Genomic DNA, 24,644 nt, shown 5'->3' with positions numbered 1-24,644 from the left:
ATATGGGGAGAGGTCTTTCTGACTATGAGTATCAATACCTTTGTATATCCCTACCCGATCAATGTATTTATTATTTCGCGGTTAGGTATGACAGTAGAACAATTTTGTGAGTTGCATGGATATAAGCAGAGTACAGTAGCAAGTTGGGTAACAAGAAACCGTACCGTAAAGACGTTGCCTTGTGATTTTTTGTATTGTCTAAGCCTTTCTTCAGGCTGGTCAATGGATGATGTTTATCGTCATTTATTGGTGTTGGAGGAGAGGTTTTTAAAGAGTATTGATCCCAAGAAGAAGAAAGAGCAGGTGGATTGATGAATGATTGAGGAGGAGTTATCTGTTCTTAATAGAATCAAAGAATGGTCTGTTCTTTTGAAAATTTATTATGGTATTCTGTTCTTTTCATTTGTTACAGTAGGCTTAGTTTCTCTTTTGTTGACTCTTTTATCGTTATGGACGAATATGATGCTATTTTTGTATTTACTTTTACTGTTTTTCTTAGGATTAGGGGGAGTAGGTACTGCCATTCTTGATGATTATAAGTGGTCATTGTTTAGTGGAATTTGTAGGAGAATGAAAAAAAGTGCAACTGATGAGTCTTATGAATGCTGGAAGTCAAATAAAAAATGCTCATGTTATCAAATGATTTAAATCCATAAGATACACGTTTCATTGTTTAATATGGGTATTCTTAGCTTCTATTTTGTCATTGGTAGGGGGATAAATCAATGCACTTCGTATACCTTCGTTATATTTGAGTAAATTTTGTAGTTTTTTCTAAATTCTTCGTCTAAACTTTCTGTAAGAAGTGGGAATTTAGGTGCACGGAAACTACACCAAGTTTTTTAATATTCCGTCTGTTTTTAGTTAAGAAACGCCAATTTACTTTCAGTTTCTGTGCTTCATTTTTGAGCCCTTTTAATTGCAGCTTTTTCATCATTCTTACACGAAAGGCTTGAAACGGATGTTCCAGTGACCTCGTTTAGAGCGTACATTTATTCAAGAAAGTTTAAATAAGATATCAAAATGGCCGAAAACAGACACACAACTCGATTTATTTTTTAGGGTAAAGGAGAGAGGAGCCCGAAAATTTTTAGTTGGCTTGGACTGAACGAAGTGAGGGAAAGGCTACTAAAACGTCGAGGGGCAGTGAGAGCGTAGCAAACACTTGTTTTTTTGAATTTCTATCTTTGTTAGGTCAATAGAGTATACTTATTTGTCCTATAAACTATTTAGCAGTATACTAGATTTATTGAATAGGTCATTTAAGTTGAGCATATTAGAGGAGGAAAATCTTGGAGAAATATTTGAAGAACCCGATTACATGGATTGGATTAGTTCTTGTGGTTACGTGGTTTTTAACTAAAAGTAGTGAATTTTTGATTTTAGGTGTGTGTGTCTTGTTGTTAGTATTTGCTAGTCAAAGTGATTAAATAGAATTCATATCCAATTTATTTTTTTCTTAACAAGGGAGGTGTTTTTTAACATGACTAAAGTAGGGTATGCACGTGTCAGTAGCAAAGAACAGAACTTAGATCGGCAATTACAAGCGTTACAGGGCGTTTCTAAGGTCTTTTCAGACAAATTAAGCGGTCAATCGGTCGAACGCCCACAATTACAAGCTATGCTTAACTATATTCGTGAAGGGGATATTGTTATTGTTACTGAATTAGATCGATTAGGAAGAAACAATAAAGAACTAACAGAATTGATGAACCAAATTCAAATGAAAGGTGCAACCCTGGAAGTCTTAAATTTACCCTCAATGAATGGTATTGAAGATGAAAATTTAAGGCGTTTGATTAATAATTTAGTGATTGAATTATATAAGTATCAAGCTGAATCTGAACGTAAACGTATTAAAGAACGACAAGCCCAAGGGATTGAAATAGCTAAGTCAAAAGGAAAATTCAAAGGTCGTCAGCATAAATTTAAAGAAAATGATCCACGTTTACAACACGCTTTCGATTTGTTTTTGAACGGTTTATCCGATAAAGAAGTTGAAGAACAAACTGGAATCAATCGGCGAACGTTTAGAAGATACCGACAGCGGTGTGGCATTTCAGTAGCTGATAGACATTTAGATTAATATGAACGTGGTGAAGATAACATAAAAGAGAAAACAAGAAAGTAATAGAAATGAGGGATAGACATTATGAAGAAATTGTTTGCAAATGAGAAGATAGACCTTTTATATTCAATTATTTTAGTTTTAATTTGGATTATTTTTCTACTTATCAGTAAGTTGCTTCATTTTCACTCTGAATGGGTTAATTCTTTTATCGGAGTGTTTGTTATAGCATGCTTCAACTTACCAACGATTTTACGAAGAAAAAAACAGTATAAAAAAATAGATGAACTAAGAAAAGTGTTAAACCTATCCATTAAAGAAGTAAGGGAAATTGCCGACATTGGTAGATATGATTTAAGTGATTGGAACTGGGATAAAGCGTATATTTCTCAAAAAAAATTATACTTACTGGAGGACACTCTAGAAAAAATGTATGTTAAACAGTTTGGAAAAGAATTTGAAATGAGAAAGTAGTTTTTTAAGGAGATGTTCCAAGTGGAGGTATTCAAAGCTATTCAAGATCGAAAGGTTCTTTTGGTTATATTTTTGTTGGTTTTGATTGTCTGTGTGGTGTTTATCATTGGTAGTTTTAAAATAAGGAAACAAAGTAGGGGAACGGCTTTATTTTTGCTTTTATTAGGAATAGTTGGCATTATCGCAAGTCTGTATGGTTTCTTTTTTACAATGTTTTTTGGGATCAACTTCTAGGAACTACTTAGATTTAGAAAAATATCTTAAAAAAGGAAATTTAAACAAAAATAGAAAAGAGTGTGTGAGGAATGAAAAAAACAAATTTTATCGTTGTGTTTTGGTTATTGCTGTCTTTAATTGCGTTTATTGTTTTTGTATTGAATTTTGCTAGTTTATGGCAAGATATTGCTTACTGGATTGTTCCAAGCAAAGCCCTTTATATGGACAAACCTGAAATCATAAGAGATTTAATCAAGGTTGTTCCAATGATTATTTTAGGAATCGTAGTTTTTGTCATTGGTATTAGGCAAGGACTGAAAAATTACTATGGCGATTATTCAGGTGACACGAAGCAACAATAACTAAAGCTATCTAAAATTAGGAAAAAAGGAGAGAATGAATGAGTACGGTTATTTTAGCTGAAAAACCAAGCCAGGCATTAGCCTACGCAAGTGCTTTAAAACAAAGCACAGAAAAAGACGGTTATTTTGAGATCAAAGACCCACTATTTACAGATGAAACGTTTATCACCTTTGGTTTTGGGCATTTAGTCGAATTAGCAGAACCAGGTCATTATAACGAAAAGTGGCAAAATTGGAAACTTGAATCTTTGCCGATTTTTCCTGATCGATACGATTTTGAAGTCGCAAAAGATAAGGGAAAGCAGTTTAAAATTGTTGCAGAACTTCTCAAAAAGGCAAATACAATTATTGTTGCAACAGATAGCGACAGAGAAGGTGAAAATAGTGCGACATGTTTCTAGTTGAAAAGACTAGGCACACTAACGGCTTAACAGACGTTAGTGGAGAACTTTCAGTTTGAGAGGTGGAATGATAGGGTAACGCCTTGAAACGCCTCCCTTAATACTCCGACATGCTATTTCTTACGTGTTAAAAGAAATGGTATGAAGCTCGGTGAAGTCGGCAGAAGGATACCGTAAGCAGAAATGATAAACATTGGTCTGCACGAAAATTTCCTAGAGGTAGGAACTGTATCTAATATGCCGGAGGTCGCAAAAAGTATAGTATGGTGAGAATGTGTGTAAAAGCACTGACGAACTGGCGAATGTACTGTCCTAAACGCCTAAGGCACAGAAATGTGTCGGGTAGAACATGATTGAAGAAATCATGTCACTCTACGGTATCATGCGGTGGAGTAAGAATTGTTTTTATGAAACTCCGTGAAGTGTTATAGGCACTTGAAGTGATACAGGGCAAAAGCCAGCACCTAAGCTATTACATTGATAAAACTGAAGGAACGTGGGAAGCCAAGAACGTGGAGCGCACACACGCAATGAAGCGGATATAAGGAAAGTATTAGTATATAACTTATATTTATCTTGGTGAAAGTAGTGGCATGACCGGTGAAGGTTCTGTAATGGAACTGGAGGAATAGCCACAAGTCAACAAATTTAAATCAATTTATTAAGTAACCTAAGTCAAACCATAGATTCCTGTAAGACCAAAAGGTCACAACCAATAACTAGGGGGTGACGAACTATGAACAACCACCAAAACAAGAAAAATAATAAGCTTCGATATTCTGAGTATTATGGAATGCAAGAAGCTTATGATAACTTGTATCAACGTAGTGTAGAAAATCAAAATTTCAAGTCATTAATGAAAATTATCATATCCGATGACAATATCTTGCTTGCGTATCGTAATATAAAGCGCAACTCAGGAAGTCTTACGGCAGGTATTGACGGTAAAACCATTAAAGATATTGAAAAACTAACAACTGAAAGATACCTTGATATAGTTAAGAAACGGTTCAAATTTTACAAACCAAGAAAAGTTAAGCGAACTGAAATTCCCAAACCAAATGGAAAAACTAGACCATTAGGAATTCCTTCTATTTGGGATAGGGTAGCTCAACAATGTATCTTGCAAGTATTAGAACCAATATGTGAAGCGAAATTTAATCCACATAGTCACGGTTTTAGACCTAATCGGTCTGCCGAACATGCAATTGCTGATTGTGCCAAGAAGATGAATATTATAAAAATGGGATATTGTGTTGATATAGATATTCAAGGTTTCTTCGATGAAGTTTGGCACTCAAAATTAATGCGACAAATGTGGACTATGGGTATACGGGATAAGGAACTTCTCACTATTATCCGCAAAATGCTAAAAGCTCCAGTTGTATTGCCTAATGGTACTATTCAATTTCCCGAAAAGGGGACACCACAAGGTGGGATTTTATCCCCATTATTAGCCAATATTAATCTTAGTGAATTTGATTGGTGGGTATCGGAACAATGGGAAACAAGGCATATGTCTGAAATTAAGACACAATACAATGCTAATGGAACCGAGCATATGGGAAATCACCATAGGAAAATGCGCTCACATACAAAACTAAAAGAGTTCTATATAGTTCGTTATGCAGATGATTTTAAATTATTTTGCCATGACCGAAAAACGGCTGAACAACTTTATCATGCTTCGATACAATGGTTGGAACAACGATTGCATTTACCCGTATCTATTGAAAAATCCAAAATCACGAACCTTCGTAAGGAAACTAGTGAGTTTCTAGGTTTCAACTTGAAACTAGAAAGAAAAGGGAAAAATAGATATGTAATGCATTCTCATGTTTCAGATAAAGCAATTAACCGTATGAGAATAGAACTAAAAGAGCAAATCAAGGAAATCAAAAAATCACCTAATAGCATTAATACTATCAGAGCTATAGGAAATTATAATAGTAAAGTTATTGGCATGCACGGTTACTATCGAATAGCAACTCACGTTAATAGAGACTTTAAAAAGATGCATTACTCAGTTCTTCTGACAATGAGAAATCGATTGTCTATTGATGGATTGACAAAAACGGGTAAATATACTGGTAAAGATAAAGGGATATTGAACTACGTCCAGTCAAAGAATATTAGATACCTGACAGGACGCCCAATTATACCAGTTAGTTTTGTACAACATAGGAACCCAATGTACCTTAAAGTTAAAATTAATAAATATACTCCTGAGGGGCGTAAACTCATTCATCGTAATCAATCAGCCGTATCTGAAATAGCACTTCGTTGGATCAGGAGCAATCCTGTAGTCAGCGATAGAGCAACAGTGGAATTTAACGATAATCGTATCTCATTGTTTATAGCTCAGTCGGGTAAGTGTTCGGTAACGGGTGAAGAACTAAATGTTCTAGATATGCATTGTCATCATAAGATACCTTATCATGTATCTTATGATGACAAGTATAGTAACTTGACTATTGTTAAATCTGAAGTTCACATTCTAATACATGCTACCAAGGGAGATACTATTCAGCGATATATGACCTTGTTAAATCTTAATGATGAACAAATCAAAAAGCTAAATAGATTAAGGTTGCTAGTTAGAAACACTTCACTACATTATTAATTTGGTTGCGAGACTTAGGAAAACAAAAAAAAAAAAAAGGTTTAATTTGTTGATAGAACGCCGTGTGCGGTGAAAATCGCATGCACGGTGTGGATCGGGGGAAAAACTGGAGATTATTTCAAAAGTTTACCTATCGATATTCGCCTGGTCGATTATCCATAAAGCAAATGCCTTTTCAAAAGATAAAACATTTAAAAGACTATGGATCAATAGCTTAGAAAAAGATGTGATCCGAAGCGGTTTTCAAAATTTGCAACCAGGAATGAATTACTATCCCTTTTATCAAGAAGCGCAAACACGCCAAATTGCCGATTGGTTGATTGGCATGAACGCAAGCCCTTTGTATACGTTAAATTTACAACAGAAGGGCGTACCAGGTACATTTTCACTAGGACGTGTTCAAACGCCCACCTTATACCTTATTTTTCAGCGCCAGGAAGCCATAGAGAATTTTAAAAAAGAACCTTTTTTCGAGGTGGAAGCTAGTATAAAAGTAAACCAAGGGTCATTTAAGGGCGTTATAAGCCCCACACAGCGTTTTAAAACCCAAGAGGAGCTTTTAGCTTTTGTTTCTTCTAAACAAGCTAAAATAGGCAATCAAGAGGGGATAATTGCTGATGTTCAAACCAAAGAGAAGAAAACGAATAGTCCGAGTTTGTTTTCTTTAAGTAGTTTGCAATCAAAAGTCAATCAGCTTTATAAAGCGACAGCGAGCCAAACTTTAAAAGCTATGCAAGGACTGTATGAAGCAAAATTATTGAGTTATCCAAGAACAGATACACCATTTATTACAGAGAACGAATTTGCTTATTTAAAAGCGAATTTTGGCAAATATAGCGGTTTTTTAGGACTTGATCTTGAAATGGTTCAAACAGAGCCTAGAAAGCGTTATGTGGACGGTAGTAAGGTACAGGAACACCACGCCATTATCCCAACAAAACAAGTACCTACCGAATCTGTATTAGCGAAAATGGACGATTTACAACGAAAAATTTATGCTTTAGTCGTTAAAACGACCGTTGCCATGTTTTTACCTGATTACTTGTATGAAGAAACCAAGATACAAACGAAAGTAGCTGATTTGCTGTTTCAATCGATCGGAAAGACACCAAAACAAGAAGGTTGGAAAATTCTTTTCAAACAACAAACCAAAGAAGAAAAAGAGGACGTTCAAACGTTACCACTCGTTATCATTGGCGAACGTGCCGAAGTTGATGTTAAGAGTGTTGAAAAAGAAACGCAACCGCCAAAAGCTTTTACAGAGGGTACACTTTTAACCGCTATGAAAACGGCGAATAAAACGGTTGATGATGAAGAAGCAATAAAAATTTTACAAGAAGTTGAGGGGATTGGAACAGAAGCAACAAGAGCAAGTATTATTGAAGCGTTAAAACAAAAAGAATATATCCAAGTGATTAAGAATAAGCTTGTTGTAACTGAAAAAGGAAAATTATTGTGCCAGGCAGTTGAAAGTCAGCACCTTTTAACGAGTGCTGAAATGACGGCTAAATGGGAAACGTATTTAAAAAAAATCGGTAAAAGAGAAGGCAATCAAGAGAACTTTATTACGAATATCAAAAAATTTATTGTTCATTTACTGGAAGCTGTACCTAACGATATAGAAAAACTAAATTTTTCTGATTACCAGGAACAGAAAGAAAAAGAAGCAGAAAAAAGTATTGTAGGAAAATGTCCTAAGTGTGGCAACAATATTGTATTAAAAAAATCGTTTTATGGTTGTTCAAATTATCCTGAATGTAAGTTTACTTTAGCTGAACATTTTAGAAAGAAAAAACTCACCAAAACAAATGTAAAAGAATTACTAGAGGGAAAAGAAACCCTGATAAAAGGAATCAAAAACAAAGAGAAAAAGCCCTACAATGCCGTTGTAAAAATTGGAGAAAAGGGATATATTGATTTTATCTCTTTTTCAAAATAAGCATAAAAGCCCTTTAAACAGGGCTTTTATATATTAATCACAAATCACTTATCACTTATCACAAATCACAAGTGATTAATCACTTGTGATTCTTAGCGATACAATAGACATATCAAAACAAAAGAGACTGGGGCGTTGTTATGACGAAAGAAGAATTCAAAATATTAGAAGATTTAAGACATATTCGAAACAGTAAAAATGAAGCAATTGTTATCTTAAACAATTATTTTAAAGGCGGTGTTGGAAAGTCTAAATTATCGACTATGTTTGCTTATTTGACAGACAAATTGAATTTAAAAGTTTTAATGATCGATAAGGACTTACAAGCAACATTGACAAAAGACTTAGCAAAAACATTTAAGGTAGAATTGCCACGTGTCAATTTTTATGAAGGCTTGAAAAATGGAAACTTGACTTCTTCTATTATTCATTTGACTGATAATTTAGACTTGATTCCTGGCACGTTTGATTTGATGTTATTACAAAAATTAACTCGCTCATGGACGTTTGAAAACGAAAGTAGATTGCTTGCTACTCTTTTAGCACCTTTAAAAAGTGACTATGATCTCATTATTATTGATACTGTACCAACGCCAAGCGTTTATACAAATAATGCAATCGTGGCAAGTGATTACGTCATGATCCCTTTACAAGCAGAAGAAGAAAGTACAAACAACATTCAAAACTATATTTCCTATTTGATTGATTTACAAGAACAGTTTAACCCTGGACTAGATATGATCGGTTTTGTTCCTTATTTAGTTGATACGGACAGCGCAACGATAAAATCAAACCTGGAAGAACTGTACAAAGAACATGAAGAAGATAATTTGGTTTTCCAAAATATTATCAAGCGAAGTAATAAAGTAAGTACCTGGTCTAAGAACGGCATTACAGAACATAAAGGCTATGACAAAAAAGTTTTATCTATGTATGAGAATGTATTTTTTGAAATGGTTGAGCGAATCATTCAGTTAGAAAATGAAAAATAATAGAATCACAAATCACAAGTGATTAATCACAAATCACAAGTGATTAATCACAAATCACTTGTGATTTGTGATTTTTGATGATAAAATAAGAATAAGAAGAAATAGAAAGAAGTGAGTGATTGTGGGAAACTTAGGCGCACAGAAAGCAAAACGAAATGATACGCCAATCAGCGCAAAAAAAGATATAATGGGGGATAAGACGGTTCGTGTTCGTGCTGACTTGCACCATATCATAAAAATCGAAACAGCAAAGAATGGCGGAAACGTAAAAGAAGTTATGGATCAAGCCTTAGAAGAATATATACGGAAATATTTACCTGACAAACTTTGAAAGGAGTGAACATGAAATGGCAGTTACGTATGAAAAAACATTTGAAATTGAAATCATTAATGAGTTATCGGCAAGTGTTTATAATCGGGTATTAAATTATGTTTTGAATCATGAACTAGATACTAAAAATACTCGTTTACTAGAAGTGAATCTTTTAAATCAATTAGAAGTGGCACAAGAAGTTGATTTATTTGAACAACCATTTGAAGAATTACAAGCTATTCATGAGTATTGGCGGTCAATGAATCAATATTCAAAACAAATTGTTGAAATGTCACCTTCTTTAAAAGGAGTGATCTAATATGACAACTCAAGAGGAATTAAAAGAAATCTATCACACTGTGTCAAAAATGGACATTATGGAACTAAAAAAAGCGTATGAGTTGGCTGAAACACAAGAAGAATTTGAGTTTTATAAGGAATTATTTACTTATCAATTGCAACAAAAGCAAAAACTAATTATCAAGCAGAAAGATTTTGTGATTTAATATGAAGGATAGACCACAATATATTATTGTTGCGGGCGTCAATGGAGCAGGGAAATCAACACTTTATCAAACAGTACCGCAACTCTTTCAAGATACACAACGAATTAATGCTGATGAAATTCTAAATAAAAATGGTGGTGACTGGCGAAAAAACTCAGATAATATGAAGGCTATGCGTGAAGTTGTAAAACAAATGAATCAAGCAATTGAATCTAAAAGGTCTTTTCACCAAGAAACCACATTATCTGGACAAGGACAGAAAAAATGGATTGAAAAAGCCAAGGTACAGGGTTATGAGGTAAATTTATTTTATGTTGGGATAGACAATGCTGATTTGGCAATACAACGTGTCAAACAAAGGGTTGAAAAGGGCGGTCATGGCATACCTGATGAACTCATAAAAAAGCGTTATAGTTAGTCATTAAAGAATCTAGAATATATAGCCCCTCTTTGTGATAATGTTATGCTATACGATAATACGAAAATTTTTGTTCCAATTTATGAACGTCAAGGGGAAAAGATAGTTTTAAATAATACAAAAAATATTCAATGGCTTCCAGTTAGTTTTATTAATAAGTATAGGGTGGGATTGAGAGATATGGCGAATATTACTGACTTCACCGAAAAGCAATTTGAAGATCGTTTAGAAAAGAATGTTGAACGACTAACTAAAAATAGACTAGCGGTTGAATCGCCAACCGCTTTTTTACTTGGTGGGCAACCAGGATCAGGGAAAACTAGTTTGCGATCGGCAATTTCCGAAGAGACACAAGGAAATGTTGTTATCATTGATAATGATACGTTCAAACAACAGCACCCAAATTTTGACGAATTAGTGAAACTCTATGAAAAAGACGTAGTAAAACATGCAACACCTTATTCTAATCGTATGACAGAAGCACTTATTAGCCGTTTAAGCGATCAAGGCTATAATTTAGTGATTGAAGGCACAGGACGAACAACAGACGTTCCCATTCAAACAGCCACAATGCTTCAATCTAAAGGATATGAAACAAAAATGTACGCCATGGCAGTACCCAAAATTGAATCATACTTAGGAACGATTGAACGATATGAAACCATGTATGCAGATGATCCAATGACAGCTAGGGCAACACCAAAACAAGCGCATGATATTGTTGTCAAAAACTTACCGACCAATTTAGAAACCCTTCATAAAACGGGCTTATTTAGCGATATAAGGCTTTACAATAGAGAAGGAGTGAAACTCTATTCAAGCTTAGAAACGCCTTCCATTAGTCCGAAAGAGACCTTAGAAAGAGAATTAAATCGTAAAGTATCAGGGAAAGAAATTCAACCGACTTTGGAGAGAATAGAGCAAAAAATGGTTCAAAATCAACACCAAGAAACCCCTGAATTTAAAGCAATTCAACAAAAAATGGAAAGCTTGCAGCCACCTACACCACCAATACCTAAAATACCTAAACTTCCAGGGCTTTAAAAATTAAAGAAGAAAGGGGCTTAGATCATGAAAAATATATCAACAGCAGCAGTCGTTGCATTCTTTTATATATTAATTAGTTTTTCGATAGATTTGCTTAGTGGAGATATAACTTTTTCTAGTGCTTCAATTTCTCATTTGTTAATTGGATATGTAATTGTATTTGTGTCTTACTTAATAGGTGTTTTTATAGTTCACATATTTGTAAAAACGATTAATAAAAAAAGAGTTAAATAAATAAAAAAAGGAAAAATAGGGCAGTTACCAAAAAGGTAACTGCCCTATTTTTTATAAAATTTTCCTCATTTTTTAAAAGCTGATCGAGAAATAAAGCACACAACAGCATTCTTTCTTTTTTCAGTTGCTACATTTTGCAGTCTGTAACGTGCCATTTACTGTTTGTTACCTTAACATATCCAGTCGAAAACACAAGGGTATATAAACGAGCAAGCTCGCCCTTGTGTTTTCTTTGTGTCTATGTTGCGTACTCGTCACAGCAAACGACACGAACACACTGGCGAAAATGAACCACCTAAACGAAAAAAGAAAGGAACAAGATATGTAGAACATTCACAGCTTTTACCATTCGAGGAAAACAGCTTCACTTCCTCAAACGCCTAACAAAAATGGTTGTCAAAAAGCCAAAAATAAAAAAGAAAAGGAATGATAAAAATGAAATACATTAAAAACGTTGAAACATTGGAAGAATTGAAAAAAGCCTACAAAAAGTTAGCTTTGAAGTTACACCCCGATTGTGGCGGGAATGAAGAAGAAATGAAAATTTTGAACAATGAATATGACGAACTGTTTAGCAAACTTAAAAACACTCATAAGAATAAAGAAGGTGAAACTTACACCAAAGAAACAACAGAAACACCCGAACAGTTTAAGGATATTATTAATAAATTGTTCAATCTAAAAATGGACGGCGTAGCAATCGAAGTAGTAGGAACATTTATATGGCTAACAGGTAATACAAAACCATATAAAGAAGATATAAAAGCCCTAGAATTCCGATATTCACCTAAAAAATATGCTTGGTATAAAGCACCAAGCGATTATAAAAAACGTAGTCGAAAAAATTATGATATGGACACAATAAGGGGAATGTATGGAAGTCAAAAGGTGAAGGAAGATAAAGAAGAAAAAAAATACTTACAAGCCAATTAAGGCTTGTAAGTTTATCAGAAAGGAAGTTTTAAAGTGGATATTAAAATAAAAAAATAAATTTTGAAGGTAATATTTTAAAAGTTATAAAAGCGACAGTAACAGAAATGAGAGGAATAAATAATCATCAAAAATATGATTTTGATTTATATCAAATAGATGCACGTTCGCCAATGTCAACAAGAGAAATAACTTTAACAGTTGATTTTATAGAAAAAAAAGTATCAGGTGATATTATCGTTTTTGGTGATTGGTACGATTTGGATATAGACTCAGTAAATGAAATATTAAAGCAATTAAAAAAGGAAGAACAAACATTAAGAACAATCAATTTTATTTAAAAAAGTATCAAAAAAAGGAAAATTATTTTTCCTTTTTTTGATACTTTTTAGGTTTATTTGCTTTAATATATTCAGAAAAAATTTTTAAAAAATCTTCTGTTTCTTCAACCGTCAAACAATCAATTTCAAAGTATTTTTCTAATAAAGCGCCTTTTTCAATTAATCGTTTTGTTCGTTGTTTTCTATTAATATTTTGCTCGCTATTCGCTCGCAAAATATTTTTTTGAATTTTCAACTTTTCAATTTTTTTATTGATATCATTTAAGTCATTATTTACCATAACTATTTAAGTAATTCAGAAAAATTTTGACTATTCACATTTAATAAAGTTTCTAATTCGTCATAGAATAATTCTTTGTTTTCTTCAATTGATTCAATAGAAATATTATTTTTTGAAAGGGTAGAAAGAACAAAGTCACCAATATCTGCTTTAGACTTTAGAATTAATTCTTCTTTTTTCTTTTGTAATTCTTTAATTTGAAGTTCAATATCAGAAACAGTTTTTTTCTTTCTCTTCTTTGGTCTTGTTTTTGGAATGATTTGCTCATTTTCTGTCTTGATGTTTTGATCTTGGTTTTCCATAAAATATCCCTCCTGATAATTTGTATATATCTATCATATTATATTATATTTCTAAAATCAATAAATATAAATGGAAATGTCAGGTTAAACATATTTACTTTTATAATGATAAGTGGTAAAATTAATTTATCAAGGATTCCCTTAGATGATTTACTAAGGGAGCACTTATACGCAGTAACTTCGTTACTTCGTATTTATGCTATAAAACTTAACTGTTAGTTAATTTTATCGTCAAGCGTGTTTGTTAAAATTCGCTACGCTCATGTTTGAAAAGAAAGAGAGGTGATACAATTGGCAATCTTCCATTTATCCATGACAATAGCAAAAAGAGAAGGCGGAAAAAGAAGTTTAATTGCAATGGCTTCTTATCGAAGCGGTGAAAAATTATATAGTGAACTATATGAAAAAACTAATCTATACAACCATAGAACTGTTAAACCAGAAGCTTTTATTTCAAAACCTGATTATGTACCTAATGAGTTTTTAGATAGACAGACATTATGGAACAAAATGGAATTAGCAGAAAAAAGTCCAAACGCTCAACTTTGTCGAGAGTTAAATGTAGCATTGCCAATTGAATTAAATAATTCAGACCAAAGAATGTTGATTGAAGATTTTGTTAAAGATAATTTTGTAAGTGAAGGAATGATTGCAGACGTTGCCATTCATAGAGATGATGAAAACAATCCTCATGCTCACATTATGCTAACAATGAGAGAAGTAGATAGTGAAGGTAATATCTTAAACAAAAGTCATAGAATACCTAAACTAGATGAAAATGGCAATCAGATTTTTAATGAAAAGGGGCAAAGAGTAACCGTTTCAATTAAAACAAATGATTGGGATAGAAAATCTCTTGTTTCTGAAATTCGTAAAGATTGGGCAGACAAAGTTAATCAATATTTAAAAGACAGAAATATCGATCAACAAATAACAGAAAAATCTCATGCGGAACTTGGAAAAAAAGAACTACCAACAATTCACGAAGGGTTTTACTCAAAAAAATTAGAAGATAAAGGAGTTATAAGTGAGTTAAAAAGAAAAAATTTAGAGATTCAAAGTTACAATGATATTCTAGCCGAACTTGATAAACTTGAAAGTCAAGAGAAAGTATTAAAACAAGACCAAAACTTCACTTTAAAATTTGAAAAAACTTTTTCACCTTTAGAGAAAAAAGAACTAAAAAATCTTTCTCAAGAATTAAAAATTTTTATTAATGATGAAAACATTGATAAAAGAATTAATGAGTTAAAAAGGTGGGAAAATTCATTCATATTTAACAACAAAATGGAAATTCAAAAACAACGTTTGATGTTAAGTAAAATTAGTAGTGAACGAGATATGCTTACAAAGGCAAATGAAATTTTAGATAAACAAGCAGAAAGATTCTTCAAAAAATCTTATCCAAGTTTGAATATTGATAAATTTTCAAATCACGAAGTTAGAGCAATGGTTAATGAAACCATATTTAGAAAACAGTTATTGAATAAAGATCAGTTAGCAGAGGTCATTTACAATGAAAGAGTAGTAGAAAAAGAAGAAAGTAAAAAGATTTTTAAAGAAAAACCATTTCAAACTAGCCGTTATCTTGATTCAAAAATTAAACAAGTTGAAGATAGTATAACAAAAGAAAACAACCCTGAAAGAAAAGAAATTTTATCAATTAAAAAAGAAAAACTAATAGGAATAAAACAAGGATTGATAGAATATGTTCAATCAGAAGTTGAAAGAAAATTTGATAAAAATGTTTCGATAGATTCAGTCATAGAAGGCGAAATGTTACTTGCAAAATCTGACTATTACAAAACAACTGATTTTTCTAAAGTCGAAGGAGTTGCTAGATTCAGCAGTGAGGAAATTAATTCCATGTTGGAACAATCAAAAGGCTTCTTAACTAACATTCAGACGGTGAAAATTCCTAATGATTGTCAAGGTGTATTTTTTGTTCAAGATAGCATGAAACATATTGATGAACTAAGCCCATTAGCAAAACACAATCTGAAAAAGGTCGTTAATCGCAATGCTTATTTACCTGATTCTGATAAAATAGAATTAAGTAAGGAAATTGAAAATACTAATAAAGATCAATCCCAAGAATTGGAAAAAAATGAACCTAAAAAAAATGAAGTGACTGTAAAAATGTTCCAATTTGCAAAATCAATTAATCGTTTGTTGAGCGGTAACCAACCACAGAAAAAACGAAACCTAGACAAATTGATTAAGCAAACAAAACCAAAAGAAAATCAATCATTACAAAGGAATATTCCTTTGCGATAAAATAAAAACAAGAGGTGTATAAAATGAAAAAATTTATCAAAAATACAAAGTTTAAGCTTGAAAGTGCGGTTATTGCATTAGGTACATTATTTATTACTGATCCGGTTCTGTTGCAAAGTTTTAAATCTACTATCAAATAAGGTAGAATATTAGAAAAAGATAGCAGGAGGAATGACGATGAATCATTTTAAAGGAAAGCAATTTCAGCAGGATATGATTATTGTAGCCGTGGGCTACTATCTTCGTTATAACCTTAGCTATCGTGAAGTTCAAGAAATCTTATATGATCGTGGCATTAACGTTTCTCATACGACGATTTATCGTTGGGTGCAAGAATATGGCAAACTACTCTATCAAATTTGGAAAAAGAAAAATAAAAAATCCTTTTATTCATGGAAAATGGATGAAACGTACATCAAAATTAAAGGAAAATGGCATTATTTGTATCAAGCCATCGATGCAGATGGTTTAACCTTGGATATTTGGTTACGTAAAAAACGGGACACACAAGCAGCCTATGCTTTTCTTAAGCGGTTAGTGAAGCAGTTTGATGAACCGAAGGTTGTAGTCACAGATAAAGCCCCCTCTATTACAAGTGCCTTTAAGAAACTAAAAGAATACGGCGGCTTTTATCAAGGGACAGAACATCGTACCATTAAATACCTGAATAATTTGATTGAACAAGACCATCGTCCAGTAAAGAGACGCAATAAATTCTATCGAAGTTTACGCACTGCCTCTACCACGATTAAAGGCATGGAAGCCATTCGAGGATTATATAAGAAAACCCGAAAAGAAGGCACTCTCTTCGGGTTTTCGGTCTGTACTGAAATCAAGGTATTATTGGGAATCCCAGCTTAAATCATAGATACCGTAAGGGATTTTATTCTTTATTTAAAACTTTGCAACAGAACCGATGAAACTTATATTAAGGTAAAAGGAAAGTGGCACTATTTGTATCGATCCATTGATTCTTCGGGGATAACATTAGATATTTGGTTACGAAAAAAGCGTGATAAACAAGCAGCTTATGCTTTCTTTAAACGATTGATCAAACAATTTGGAGAACCTAAAGTTCTTGTCACTGATAAAGCCCCTTCACTAAGTAGTGCGTTTAATCAATTGCATTCTGAAGGATTATTTTCTAAGACTGAACACCGAACAAATAAATACTTGAATAATATCATTGAACAGGATCATCGATCCATCAAGAAAAGGCACAAATTATATCAGTCCATAAGGACTGCTTCCTCAACAATTAAAGGAATTGAAACTATACACGCTTTATATAAAATTAGCCAAAGAGACAAAAGTCTCTTTGGCTTTTCAGTGATTCATGAGATGAATACATTAATAAGTATCTAAGCATAAAATCAAAAATTAATTGGAAACTCTTTATTAATTTTTTAACTTTGCAACAGAACCATCTTAAATAATACGCAAGGCTTCCTATTTGAATTATAGGTTTAATTTAATAAGAGATATTGTGATTTAGATACTCATCTAACTATTTAATTTATTTTTCGAACTATTAATAGCAGGTAATAAAATTCGTTTAAACACAGGAACTAATACAAGATAAAAGATTAAATTACCTGTTCCATGGAGGATATCAAAAAATAATCCTTGAAAATAATAGGCCCAAAAAGAAGGTAGTTGATATATAAAGACTTCAACTCTCGATACGATCAATCCGTAAAGAAGGCCACATAAAAATGCAATGATTGCTTGGATAGAGATGTGATGCTTAATCAGGGCACAGTTAGATAAAAAATGAAAAACCGTAACGATACTACTGAAGGCGATCAGTTGGCTGATTGTCCAACTACCCATTCCTAAATAAAGGTTCGTGCCTAATAAGCTTACTAAAGTAACGATTAAAGCATCTGTATAACTTCCATAAAAAGCGAGTAAAAGTAGAATGGCTGTCATTGGTTGTACATTCGGTATCCAAGTAAAAAGGATTCTACCAACAATACAGGCGGCACTAAATAAAGCGAGGGTGGTAATCCTTCTGATTGGAAAGCGTGAATTAGAGGTTGGTAACACTAGGAAAACTCCCTTGTTTTAATTGATAATAGTTCTCATTGTATCAGAATAAAAATTAATTACAAGATTGAATTACACTTTATATAGTGCGATAATCATTGGAGGGCACAATATGTTGTGTTTGTTGATGATAAAGGTGGTAGTATTTAATGAATTATCCTAAAAAATATATAGAAAAACTAAATCAAGATATCTCTTCTTATAAAGAAGTCGCTAAGATAACTGCAGAAATGACTCAAACATTTGATGGGATTTCAAGATTAATCATGCTTGATCGCTATGCATTTAAAGATATGAGCGGAAAAACTTTGACAGTCGGGGATTTGGTTATTTTAACAACCCATGCTGATCCACAATATCCAGCAAGAGGGATCGGAAAAATTGAAGAGATCAATAAGGAACAGTTGATAATTCGAATTGAGGAAGAATTTCAAAGCTCGTTAACTAATCCAGAAGAAATTGCTTCGGGACGAGTGATTCGAAATATAAATGAGGTTGAGAAACCGCTTGAACTTTATTTTGAACAAATTGCAGCTCGTGTTGCTAGAGGAATCTCTGATATTGAAGGAGAAAAAAAAGCTCAGTTTTTTACCGAGTTTTATCAGCATTTGACAGAACAAAATCTCATTCCTGCTGGACGTGTACTTTATGGTGCAGGAACGAATTCAGAAGTAACATACTTCAATTGCTACGTTATGCCATTCATCCATGACTCTCGTGGGGGCCTGGCAAAACATCGTCAAGAAGTGATGGAGATTATGAGCCGTGGTGGTGGTGTAGGAACGAACGGTTCAACGCTACGGCCAAAATCAGCGATCGTCCATGGGGTGAATGGGAAATCATCAGGTTCAGTTTCGTGGCTCAATGATTTAGCTAATTTGACAAATTTAGTTGAACAAGGCGGGAGTCGTCGGGGAGCACAAATGATCATGTTGAATGATTGGCATCCAGATATTTTTGAATTCATTATCTCTAAGATTCAGAATCCGGCCATTTTACAAAATTTGATCCACACTAGCCAAAGTCCGATAGTACGTCAATTAGCTAGTGAAAAACTGACTTTTGAACCACTAATAGCAAATGAAAAGGAATGGTTAGAGTATTTGGTCGATCATCCGACGAATGATATGGAGGATAAATTTTTAAAAACGGCTCAACAGAAATTAAAAGCGGGTGGTACGTACAGTGTGAAAGACCCTGATTTCTTGACCGGAGCCAATATCTCCGTCTGTTTAACAAAAGAATTTATGGAAGCTGTCGAAACCGACCAAACTTATGAGTTACGCTTTCCAGCAATCGAAGACTATGACGCTAGTGAAATGGCTGATTATGATCAACATTGGATGGAAATTGGAGATGTCAGAGAATGGGCTGAAACAGGGCGTAAAGTAAAAATCCATCAAACGATCAAGGCTCGCGAATTGTGGGATTTGATTACTTATTGTGCAACGTATTCAGCAGAACCGGGAATATTTTTTATCGATAATGCTAATGAGATGACCAATGCTCAAGCCTACGGACAAAAGGTAGTTGCAACCAATCCATGTGGGGAACAGCCGTTGACGCCTTATGCGGTATGCAATCTAGCAGCAATTAATTTAGCCAATATGGTTGATAAAGAAACGAAAGTTGTCGACTTTGAAAAATTAGCTGATGTCGTACGAGCTAGTGTTCGTTTTCAGGACAATGTAATTGATGCGACGCCTTACTTTTTTGAAAAAAATGAGCAGCAAGCTAAAGGTGAACGACGTGTTGGACTTGGGGTCATGGGATTGGCAGATTTATTGATTTATTGTGAAAAAGTCTATGGATCTGAAGATGGAAACCGTTTAGTAGATCAAGTATTTGAAAAAATTGCTGTTACGGCTTATCAAACGTCCGTCGAACTAGCAAAAGAAAAAGGAAGCTTCCCATTTTTAATAGGCAAAACAGTCGAGGAAACAACAGCACTTCGTCAACGTTTTATTGAATCGGGCTATATGAAGAAGATGCCGGAATCAATCCGACAAGCGATTCTAAAATACGGCATTCGTAATTCTCATTTACTAACAGTCGCACCAACAGGGTCAACGGGTACTATGGCTGGTGTTTCAACCGGACTAGAACCATATTTCTCTTTTTCTTATTTCAGAAGTGGTCGTTTAGGAAAATTCATTGAAGTTAATGCTGAAATAGTTAGCGAATATTTAGAAAAAAATCCAGAAACAGCTGCGGATAATCTACCCCCATTCTTTGTATCTGCCATGGAGCTTTCACCAGAAGCTCATGTGAGTGTTCAATGTACGATCCAACGTTGGGTAGACAGCTCTATCTCAAAAACAGTCAATGCACCTAAGGGGTATCAAGTGAAACAAGTAGCCGCGATCTATGAAGATCTGTATCAAGGTGGGGCTAAAGGTGGAACCGTCTATGTGGATGGTAGCCGAGATTCGCAAGTGTTGACACTTGAAGCAGATGACAATGTATTTGAAGAACCTGTAGTAGGGGTGGTAAATAATCAAATTACTCTTGACTCATTAGAATCATCAGAAGCAGAAGAAATATGTCCGATTTGCCATGAGGGTAGAATTGAAGAAATTGGTGGTTGCAGTACGTGTACTAACTGTAAAGTACAACTAAAATGTGGCTTGTAAAAGGAGCTATTCGATGAAAATTTATACTAAAAGCGGCGATAAAGGAAACACTAGTATTATTGGTGGAAAAAGAATAAAAAAATCTGACGCTCGCGTTTGTGCTTACGGTAGCATGGATGAAGTAAATTCTTGGGTTGGTAAAATTATTTCAGAGTTGGATGATAAAAAGTTTGAGCTGTTGAAAAAAGAACTAGTCGCATTACAAATTTTACTTTTTGATATTGGAACAGACTTGGCTACACCCATTGGGATTAAAGAAATGATTGTAGGGAAAGAAGAAGTAACTAAGATTGAAACGCTGATTGATTTTTATCAAGCAAAAGTTCCAGTCATTGAAAAATTTATCTTACCTGGAGGACACCCGGTGGCATGCGATATGCAAATTACACGAACAGTTATTCGTCGGGCAGAACGTGAAATCACACGATTGATTGTTTCAGATGAACCTATCAATTTACATGCATACAAAATTATGAATCGCTTATCAGATTTATTTTTTGTACTTGCACGTTATGTAAATCATGTTTATGCTACCAAGGAACCATTTTATGAACGAGCAGGGAAGGTATTCCATTAAGAGAGGATTTTAAACTTGAAAAAATTAGCAACATTATTAACCGTTTTTATCGGATTATTCATTATGACAGGGTGCCAATCAAATCAAAATGATCAAGCCTCTTCAAAAGCATCCACTCAAGCAATAAGCGAGGTTGCTAAATCAAGCGTGCTGATAGAATTGACTGATAGCGATAAAGAGATCACTAAAAAAAAAGTCACTTACAAATCAGGAGAATCATTACTGGCAATTTTAAAGGCTAACTTTGAAGTAAAAGAAAAGGACGGCTTTATTACTTCAATTGATGGTCATGCGCAAGATGAGAGCCAAAATAAATATTGGACATTCACTATCAATGGAAAAATGGGTGAAAAAGGTGCAGGTGAAACTAAACTAGATAATGATGATCAAGTAGTTTTCAATTTGGGTGTATTTAAATAAAAATTATCGTTCTTTACAGTAATAGGACGATAATTAAGTATAAGAAAATTATTAGTTTTTAAAGGAATATGTTAATTTTAAAACACGTTCAAACCAATCATTCGAGGGTTGAACGTGTTTTTTCTATCCTTGGATACTTTAACGAAAAGATTTGATGATATTAACCTTTTTTTAAGAGACAACCCGAAGAGACGATTTCAGATTTTGAAATTCTATTTGAATTAAGACGAGAGATTGTTAATCTGGGCTTGGAAAATTCTTTTTCGATGACTGAGTCCGTGTATCTACTATTTTATCTACTTTTTTATTCTCAAGAATGTCTGAATATGAGATAAATCTGTTGTCTAGTTCATCAAGGACTTCAATTGAGCGGGATGAAATGTTTTCTAATAGAAAATACGAAAAAATCATCGCTAGCAAGATTAAATTGAGTTGCTCTTTTTATTTTGTATCAAAAAGTAGTTGCACTTCCCCTCACTAGAGGCTTTTTTTTATTGCATTCATCATCATCAATAAGAGATTAATATAAAAGTAATAAAGAAAAGGTAATAAAAGAAAGGTAATAAAAATAGCATATTATTTCGGAAGAGAGTGTAAAATATTTTGTGTAAATAGAAAAAAGGAAGTCCCTTCTGTAGAATAGAGTTACCACAACACATTCACAGAAAAGAGGACTTCCATATGAACGATTTTACTACAGAAATTCTAAAGACTCTAGCGAACAAAGGCGATTTGAATGAATTATTCCGTGTCCATTTGGAAAAAGCTGTCAATACGCTTCTCAAAACGGAGTTAACGGCTTTCCTCGATTACGAAAAGTACGATCGCATTGGTTTTAACACGGGTAATTCTCGTAACGGCTCCTATGACCGTACGGTCAAGACCGAGTACGGGGAACTTCATCTCCAGATTCCGCGCGACCGCAACGGCGAGTTCAAGCAACAGACTGTTCCTGCTTATAGACGGACGAATGATACGTTAGAGGAGACCGTCATTCACCTCTTCCGAAAAGGTATTACCATGTCGGGAATCGCAGACTTGATTGAGAAAATGTATGGGCATCACTACACGCCCCAAACCATGTCCAATATGACTAAATCATTTACGGAAGAAGTCACTTCATTTAAGGAACGTGAGCTTCATGACCGTTATGCCGCTATTTATATGGACGCAACCTATATCCCTTTAAAGCGGAAAACCGTCGCCAAGGAAGCCATTCATATCGCAGTTGGCATTCGCCCGGACGGTTCAAAGGAAGTGTTGAGCTATGCGATTGCACCAACTGAATCTATCACGATTTGGGAAGAGATTTTAATAGACCTCCAGGAACGTGACGTGAAAAACGTCCTCCTTTTCATCACGGATGGCAGGGGCCGTGCAGCGGTTCTACCCCAAAGCCCGTTTTCAACATTGCTGTGTGCACGTTTCCCGTAATATCAGTCACAAAGTGCGTGTCGATGATCGTAAGGAAGTCTGTGATGATTTTAAAATGGTGTATCAAGCGTCATCTAAAAAGGCGGCATTGGAAGCACGTGGTGCTTTTGCGGAAAAATGGAAAACCAGCTATCCAAAAATGGTGGAATCGATCCTTTCGAACGATTACCTGCTCACTTTCTATGATTTCCCATTAGCCATACGCAAGACTATTTACTCTACGAACTTGATTGAATCCTTTAATAAGCAAATCAAGAAATACAGCCACCGCAAGGAACAGTTCCAAAATGAAGAGTCGATGGAACGTTTCTTAGTCTCGTCTTTTGATACTCACAACCAAAAATTCCTAGGTCGCAGTCATAAAGGTTTCCAACAGGCTGAAGGCGAGCTCGAACAAATGCTGAGTCAACCGATGGAGAATTAGAAACAATCTACAGTAGGGAAGAACCATTTACACAAAATTATTGACGCTCCCAAGCTAAAACTCCTATTAATCGATCTACTAAAAATAAATAAAAAAATTCTTTTCAATTTTTATTTATGGTATGACATAAATAAAGTAAAGTTATTCTTCTAGGTTAATCTTATTAATGCTCTTTCTCACTAGTGTTGCATGCAACACTAGTGAGAAAGAGCATTAAATATACTGCAAGGCAAGACATTTGGTAATTGAAGAATAACAAGCAAAAAAATAGCAGTCAGGTCTCTTGACAAAGTATAGTTGCTATTCTTTTTTTAGGCCCTACTTTAATGAAATTTTTGTTTGGAGGGAACGACTTCATTCCTTTGATTATTTCAGTTGAATTTAATAGAGAAGCCTGGCGTCTATTAAGAAATACTTTTCTTGATGAGCGTCAATTTTTTTAACGGAAATCTATCCTATACTAAATTCAGTAAAGAAAAAGGAGGAATCAAAGAAAGCTATTTTAAACAAACCAAAATTATAGGAGGAATAAATCATGACTGAAAATAAAGCTACTCAAGAAAGAACACCCCAAGAAAGATGGCAAGAAGAACAAGAACACAAGGAACATGTTCATCATACGAAAATTAATGCAGCGGCCATTGCGGATCATCTTTTAGGCAACATGCATACATTACATGTGAAACTGCACCAATATCACTGGTATGTAAAAGGAGCCAATTTCTTTACGTTGCATGAAAAATTTGAAGAGTTGTATAACGAAAATGAAAAATGGTTCGACAAACTTGCGGAGCGTCTAATTACTTCTGGGCATAAACCTGCTTCGACAACGGTTGAATTTGAAAAATATTCGATGCTTTCGGAAGATGCAGTTAATAAATACGCTAAAGCAGAAGACATGGTTGAAAATATTATCGAGGACTTCAGAAGCACTCGTGACCTAACTATTCGCGCGATTCGTTTAGCTCAAGACGAGGGTGACGATGCTTTAGAAGATACATTGATTGCTTTTAAAAATGACTTAGACAAGAACATTTGGATGCTGCAAGCGTTCATTGGTAAAGAAGCATTAGAAGATGATGACGCTCTTGATGAGGATGAAGATTAAGGTAAAAGTAGAAGCTGATTTAGGGATTGGAATTCTTTGGCTCTTCGTCAAATAGTGTTGGTGAGGGTCAAATTGAATAGAGTACAGTGTCTCCAGTTAAGCAGCTTTGCTTAGCTGGAGCTTCTTTTTGTTGTCTTTAACGTCTTCAAAAATTAGGCCTTGAACTAAATAGATGCGGTCACGTAGATTTGCAAAGTTTCGATAGCCATAAGCCACTCGTTTAATAACCTTTATTTTATTATTAGTTCCTTCTAAAGGGCCATTACTATAGTTTGT

General features: G+C 34.1%; 29 protein-coding genes and 3 pseudogenes. 27 read left to right on the top strand and 5 right to left on the bottom strand.

The features are described 5' to 3' along the window. Positions 1 to 24: 24 nt before the first annotated feature. On the top strand, positions 25 to 312 hold the full coding sequence (locus BAU15_RS12430) for a PrgN protein (protein ID WP_012481689.1): 288 nt from the start codon (positions 25 to 27) through the stop codon (positions 310 to 312). A gap of 3 nt (positions 313 to 315) precedes the next feature. Continuing rightward, positions 316 to 648 (top strand): hypothetical protein, encoded by a 333-nt coding sequence (locus BAU15_RS12425; protein WP_161843060.1) that lies wholly within the window; start codon positions 316 to 318, stop codon positions 646 to 648. Here the strand turns inward: BAU15_RS12425 and BAU15_RS15800 are convergent. Next, positions 551 to 976: pseudogene (locus BAU15_RS15800) on the bottom strand (transposase); the annotation flags it as partial. The gene BAU15_RS12425 and the pseudogene BAU15_RS15800 sit on opposite strands and share 98 nt — an antisense overlap. 316 nt (positions 977 to 1,292) lie before the next feature. Here BAU15_RS15800 and BAU15_RS15610 point away from each other — a divergent pair. The 17 genes from BAU15_RS15610 to BAU15_RS12345 all read left to right on the top strand — a co-directional run bounded on the left by BAU15_RS15610 (position 1,293) and on the right by BAU15_RS12345 (position 12,864). Further along, a complete protein-coding gene (locus tag BAU15_RS15610) occupies positions 1,293 to 1,430 on the top strand; it encodes a hypothetical protein (RefSeq protein ID WP_202622739.1) in 138 nt (45 codons plus the stop codon). Between the two features lie 53 nt (positions 1,431 to 1,483). Next, positions 1,484 to 2,086, top strand: coding sequence for a recombinase family protein (locus tag BAU15_RS12420; protein ID WP_029485741.1), 603 nt, complete (start codon positions 1,484 to 1,486; stop codon positions 2,084 to 2,086). Between the two features lie 66 nt (positions 2,087 to 2,152). Beyond that, positions 2,153 to 2,542: a hypothetical protein gene (locus BAU15_RS12415; protein ID WP_029485742.1), complete on the top strand. Its 390-nt coding sequence runs from the start codon at positions 2,153 to 2,155 to the stop codon at positions 2,540 to 2,542. Between the two features lie 21 nt (positions 2,543 to 2,563). Next, positions 2,564 to 2,776, top strand: a complete 213-nt coding sequence (locus BAU15_RS12410) for a hypothetical protein (protein WP_029485743.1) — start codon at positions 2,564 to 2,566, stop codon at positions 2,774 to 2,776. A 71-nt stretch (positions 2,777 to 2,847) separates the two neighbouring features. Further along, positions 2,848 to 3,120, top strand: a complete 273-nt coding sequence (locus BAU15_RS12405) for a hypothetical protein (protein ID WP_161843059.1) — start codon at positions 2,848 to 2,850, stop codon at positions 3,118 to 3,120. A gap of 38 nt (positions 3,121 to 3,158) precedes the next feature. Then, positions 3,159 to 3,521, top strand: coding sequence for a toprim domain-containing protein (locus BAU15_RS12400; protein WP_161843058.1), 363 nt, complete (start codon positions 3,159 to 3,161; stop codon positions 3,519 to 3,521). A gap of 736 nt (positions 3,522 to 4,257) precedes the next feature. Beyond that, a complete protein-coding gene (ltrA, locus tag BAU15_RS12395; RefSeq protein ID WP_161843057.1) occupies positions 4,258 to 6,144 on the top strand; it encodes a group II intron reverse transcriptase/maturase in 1,887 nt (628 codons plus the stop codon). 262 nt (positions 6,145 to 6,406) lie between these two features. Continuing rightward, positions 6,407 to 8,083: a DNA topoisomerase gene (locus BAU15_RS12390; RefSeq protein WP_161843056.1), complete on the top strand. Its 1,677-nt coding sequence runs from the start codon at positions 6,407 to 6,409 to the stop codon at positions 8,081 to 8,083. Positions 8,084 to 8,223: 140 nt separating this feature from the next. Beyond that, positions 8,224 to 9,075, top strand: coding sequence for a ParA family protein (locus tag BAU15_RS12385; RefSeq protein ID WP_161843055.1), 852 nt, complete (start codon positions 8,224 to 8,226; stop codon positions 9,073 to 9,075). A 115-nt stretch (positions 9,076 to 9,190) separates the two neighbouring features. Beyond that, a complete protein-coding gene (locus BAU15_RS12380) occupies positions 9,191 to 9,406 on the top strand; it encodes a peptide-binding protein (RefSeq protein ID WP_001835296.1) in 216 nt (71 codons plus the stop codon). A 16-nt stretch (positions 9,407 to 9,422) separates the two neighbouring features. Further along, complete coding sequence (locus tag BAU15_RS12375) at positions 9,423 to 9,707, top strand: antitoxin (protein ID WP_104661859.1); 285 nt, start codon at positions 9,423 to 9,425, stop codon at positions 9,705 to 9,707. Between the two features lies 1 nt (position 9,708). Next, on the top strand, positions 9,709 to 9,894 hold the full coding sequence (locus tag BAU15_RS12370; RefSeq protein WP_007209310.1) for a hypothetical protein: 186 nt from the start codon (positions 9,709 to 9,711) through the stop codon (positions 9,892 to 9,894). Position 9,895: 1 nt separating this feature from the next. Next, positions 9,896 to 10,312 carry an ATPase gene (locus BAU15_RS12365; RefSeq protein ID WP_161843054.1) on the top strand — a complete coding sequence of 139 codons (417 nt, stop codon included), beginning with the start codon at positions 9,896 to 9,898 and terminating at the stop codon, positions 10,310 to 10,312. A 180-nt stretch (positions 10,313 to 10,492) separates the two neighbouring features. After that, entirely contained in the window at positions 10,493 to 11,356 is an 864-nt protein-coding gene (locus tag BAU15_RS12360) for a zeta toxin family protein (RefSeq protein WP_161843088.1), read from the top strand. 27 nt (positions 11,357 to 11,383) lie between these two features. Then, entirely contained in the window at positions 11,384 to 11,593 is a 210-nt protein-coding gene (locus BAU15_RS12355) for a hypothetical protein (protein ID WP_161843053.1), read from the top strand. Positions 11,594 to 12,028: 435 nt separating this feature from the next. After that, the gene (locus BAU15_RS12350) at positions 12,029 to 12,526 is read left to right on the top strand and encodes a DnaJ domain-containing protein (RefSeq protein ID WP_161843052.1); all 498 of its coding nucleotides are present in this window, start codon (positions 12,029 to 12,031) and stop codon (positions 12,524 to 12,526) included. A 104-nt stretch (positions 12,527 to 12,630) separates the two neighbouring features. Continuing rightward, positions 12,631 to 12,864, top strand: a complete 234-nt coding sequence (locus BAU15_RS12345; RefSeq protein ID WP_237580194.1) for a hypothetical protein — start codon at positions 12,631 to 12,633, stop codon at positions 12,862 to 12,864. 22 nt (positions 12,865 to 12,886) lie between these two features. Here the strand turns inward: BAU15_RS12345 and BAU15_RS12340 are convergent, their stop codons facing one another. Further along, positions 12,887 to 13,099 (bottom strand): hypothetical protein, encoded by a 213-nt coding sequence (locus tag BAU15_RS12340; protein WP_474117452.1) that lies wholly within the window; start codon positions 13,097 to 13,099, stop codon positions 12,887 to 12,889. A gap of 47 nt (positions 13,100 to 13,146) precedes the next feature. Continuing rightward, positions 13,147 to 13,446: a hypothetical protein gene (locus tag BAU15_RS12335; RefSeq protein WP_161843050.1), complete on the bottom strand. Its 300-nt coding sequence runs from the start codon at positions 13,444 to 13,446 to the stop codon at positions 13,147 to 13,149. Positions 13,447 to 13,737: 291 nt separating this feature from the next. Between BAU15_RS12335 and mobQ the strand changes: the two genes are divergently transcribed. The 3 genes and pseudogenes from mobQ to BAU15_RS12320 all read left to right on the top strand — a co-directional run. Next, a complete protein-coding gene (gene mobQ / locus BAU15_RS12330; protein WP_161843049.1) occupies positions 13,738 to 15,723 on the top strand; it encodes a MobQ family relaxase in 1,986 nt (661 codons plus the stop codon). Positions 15,724 to 15,900: 177 nt separating this feature from the next. Then, on the top strand, positions 15,901 to 16,584 hold the full coding sequence (locus BAU15_RS12325; protein WP_161843048.1) for an IS6-like element IS1216 family transposase: 684 nt from the start codon (positions 15,901 to 15,903) through the stop codon (positions 16,582 to 16,584). Between the two features lie 48 nt (positions 16,585 to 16,632). After that, positions 16,633 to 17,088 (top strand): annotated as a pseudogene (locus BAU15_RS12320) (IS6 family transposase); the annotation flags it as partial. Positions 17,089 to 17,226: 138 nt separating this feature from the next. Here the strand turns inward: BAU15_RS12320 and BAU15_RS12315 are convergent. Beyond that, complete coding sequence (locus BAU15_RS12315; protein WP_002319344.1) at positions 17,227 to 17,772, bottom strand: hypothetical protein; 546 nt, start codon at positions 17,770 to 17,772, stop codon at positions 17,227 to 17,229. Positions 17,773 to 17,921: 149 nt separating this feature from the next. Here BAU15_RS12315 and BAU15_RS12310 point away from each other — a divergent pair, with 149 nt between their 5' ends. The 5 genes and pseudogenes from BAU15_RS12310 (at position 17,922) to BAU15_RS12290 (ending at position 24,368) form a co-directional block, all read left to right on the top strand. Further along, positions 17,922 to 20,405, top strand: coding sequence for a vitamin B12-dependent ribonucleotide reductase (locus BAU15_RS12310; protein ID WP_161843047.1), 2,484 nt, complete (start codon positions 17,922 to 17,924; stop codon positions 20,403 to 20,405). Positions 20,406 to 20,418: 13 nt separating this feature from the next. After that, positions 20,419 to 20,982, top strand: a complete 564-nt coding sequence (locus BAU15_RS12305; protein ID WP_003106673.1) for a cob(I)yrinic acid a,c-diamide adenosyltransferase — start codon at positions 20,419 to 20,421, stop codon at positions 20,980 to 20,982. A 15-nt stretch (positions 20,983 to 20,997) separates the two neighbouring features. Then, the gene (locus tag BAU15_RS12300) at positions 20,998 to 21,402 is read left to right on the top strand and encodes a DUF4430 domain-containing protein (protein WP_002320159.1); all 405 of its coding nucleotides are present in this window, start codon (positions 20,998 to 21,000) and stop codon (positions 21,400 to 21,402) included. A 681-nt stretch (positions 21,403 to 22,083) separates the two neighbouring features. Then, positions 22,084 to 23,260 (top strand): annotated as a pseudogene (locus tag BAU15_RS12295) (IS256 family transposase). 535 nt (positions 23,261 to 23,795) lie between these two features. Next, positions 23,796 to 24,368 (top strand): Dps family protein, encoded by a 573-nt coding sequence (locus tag BAU15_RS12290; RefSeq protein WP_161843046.1) that lies wholly within the window; start codon positions 23,796 to 23,798, stop codon positions 24,366 to 24,368. A 96-nt stretch (positions 24,369 to 24,464) separates the two neighbouring features. Here the strand turns inward: BAU15_RS12290 and BAU15_RS12285 are convergent. Further along, a partial coding sequence (locus BAU15_RS12285) for a transposase (protein ID WP_161843045.1) occupies positions 24,465 to 24,644 on the bottom strand: 180 nt, incomplete at its 5' end.

The organism is Candidatus Enterococcus huntleyi (assembly GCF_009933175.1).
GTDB classification, from domain to species: domain Bacteria; phylum Bacillota; class Bacilli; order Lactobacillales; family Enterococcaceae; genus Enterococcus_K; species Enterococcus_K huntleyi.
This window is presented reverse-complemented; position numbering and strand designations above follow the sequence as displayed.

Excerpts from the sequence above, each read along its gene's own strand:
- BAU15_RS12310 (WP_161843047.1), top strand. The coding sequence starts at position 17,922 with ATGAATTATCCTAAAAAATATATAGAAAAACTAAATCAAGATATCTCT.
- BAU15_RS12400 (WP_161843058.1), top strand. The coding sequence starts at position 3,159 with ATGAGTACGGTTATTTTAGCTGAAAAACCAAGCCAGGCATTAGCCTAC.
- BAU15_RS12385 (WP_161843055.1), top strand. The coding sequence starts at position 8,224 with ATGACGAAAGAAGAATTCAAAATATTAGAAGATTTAAGACATATTCGA.
- BAU15_RS12405 (WP_161843059.1), top strand. The coding sequence starts at position 2,848 with ATGAAAAAAACAAATTTTATCGTTGTGTTTTGGTTATTGCTGTCTTTA.
- BAU15_RS12415 (WP_029485742.1), top strand. The coding sequence starts at position 2,153 with ATGAAGAAATTGTTTGCAAATGAGAAGATAGACCTTTTATATTCAATT.
- BAU15_RS12355 (WP_161843053.1), top strand. The coding sequence starts at position 11,384 with ATGAAAAATATATCAACAGCAGCAGTCGTTGCATTCTTTTATATATTA.
- BAU15_RS12375 (WP_104661859.1), top strand. The coding sequence starts at position 9,423 with ATGGCAGTTACGTATGAAAAAACATTTGAAATTGAAATCATTAATGAG.
- BAU15_RS12425 (WP_161843060.1), top strand. The coding sequence starts at position 316 with ATGATTGAGGAGGAGTTATCTGTTCTTAATAGAATCAAAGAATGGTCT.
- BAU15_RS12325 (WP_161843048.1), top strand. The coding sequence starts at position 15,901 with ATGAATCATTTTAAAGGAAAGCAATTTCAGCAGGATATGATTATTGTA.
- BAU15_RS12290 (WP_161843046.1), top strand. The coding sequence starts at position 23,796 with ATGACTGAAAATAAAGCTACTCAAGAAAGAACACCCCAAGAAAGATGG.
- BAU15_RS12430 (WP_012481689.1), top strand. The coding sequence starts at position 25 with ATGAGTATCAATACCTTTGTATATCCCTACCCGATCAATGTATTTATT.
- BAU15_RS12335 (WP_161843050.1), bottom strand. The coding sequence starts at position 13,446 with ATGGAAAACCAAGATCAAAACATCAAGACAGAAAATGAGCAAATCATT.
- BAU15_RS12305 (WP_003106673.1), top strand. The coding sequence starts at position 20,419 with ATGAAAATTTATACTAAAAGCGGCGATAAAGGAAACACTAGTATTATT.
- BAU15_RS12360 (WP_161843088.1), top strand. The coding sequence starts at position 10,493 with ATGGCGAATATTACTGACTTCACCGAAAAGCAATTTGAAGATCGTTTA.
- BAU15_RS12390 (WP_161843056.1), top strand. The coding sequence starts at position 6,407 with ATGAATTACTATCCCTTTTATCAAGAAGCGCAAACACGCCAAATTGCC.
- ltrA (WP_161843057.1), top strand. The coding sequence starts at position 4,258 with ATGAACAACCACCAAAACAAGAAAAATAATAAGCTTCGATATTCTGAG.
- BAU15_RS12370 (WP_007209310.1), top strand. The coding sequence starts at position 9,709 with ATGACAACTCAAGAGGAATTAAAAGAAATCTATCACACTGTGTCAAAA.
- BAU15_RS12345 (WP_237580194.1), top strand. The coding sequence starts at position 12,631 with ATGAGAGGAATAAATAATCATCAAAAATATGATTTTGATTTATATCAA.
- BAU15_RS12350 (WP_161843052.1), top strand. The coding sequence starts at position 12,029 with ATGAAATACATTAAAAACGTTGAAACATTGGAAGAATTGAAAAAAGCC.
- BAU15_RS12365 (WP_161843054.1), top strand. The coding sequence starts at position 9,896 with ATGAAGGATAGACCACAATATATTATTGTTGCGGGCGTCAATGGAGCA.
- BAU15_RS12420 (WP_029485741.1), top strand. The coding sequence starts at position 1,484 with ATGACTAAAGTAGGGTATGCACGTGTCAGTAGCAAAGAACAGAACTTA.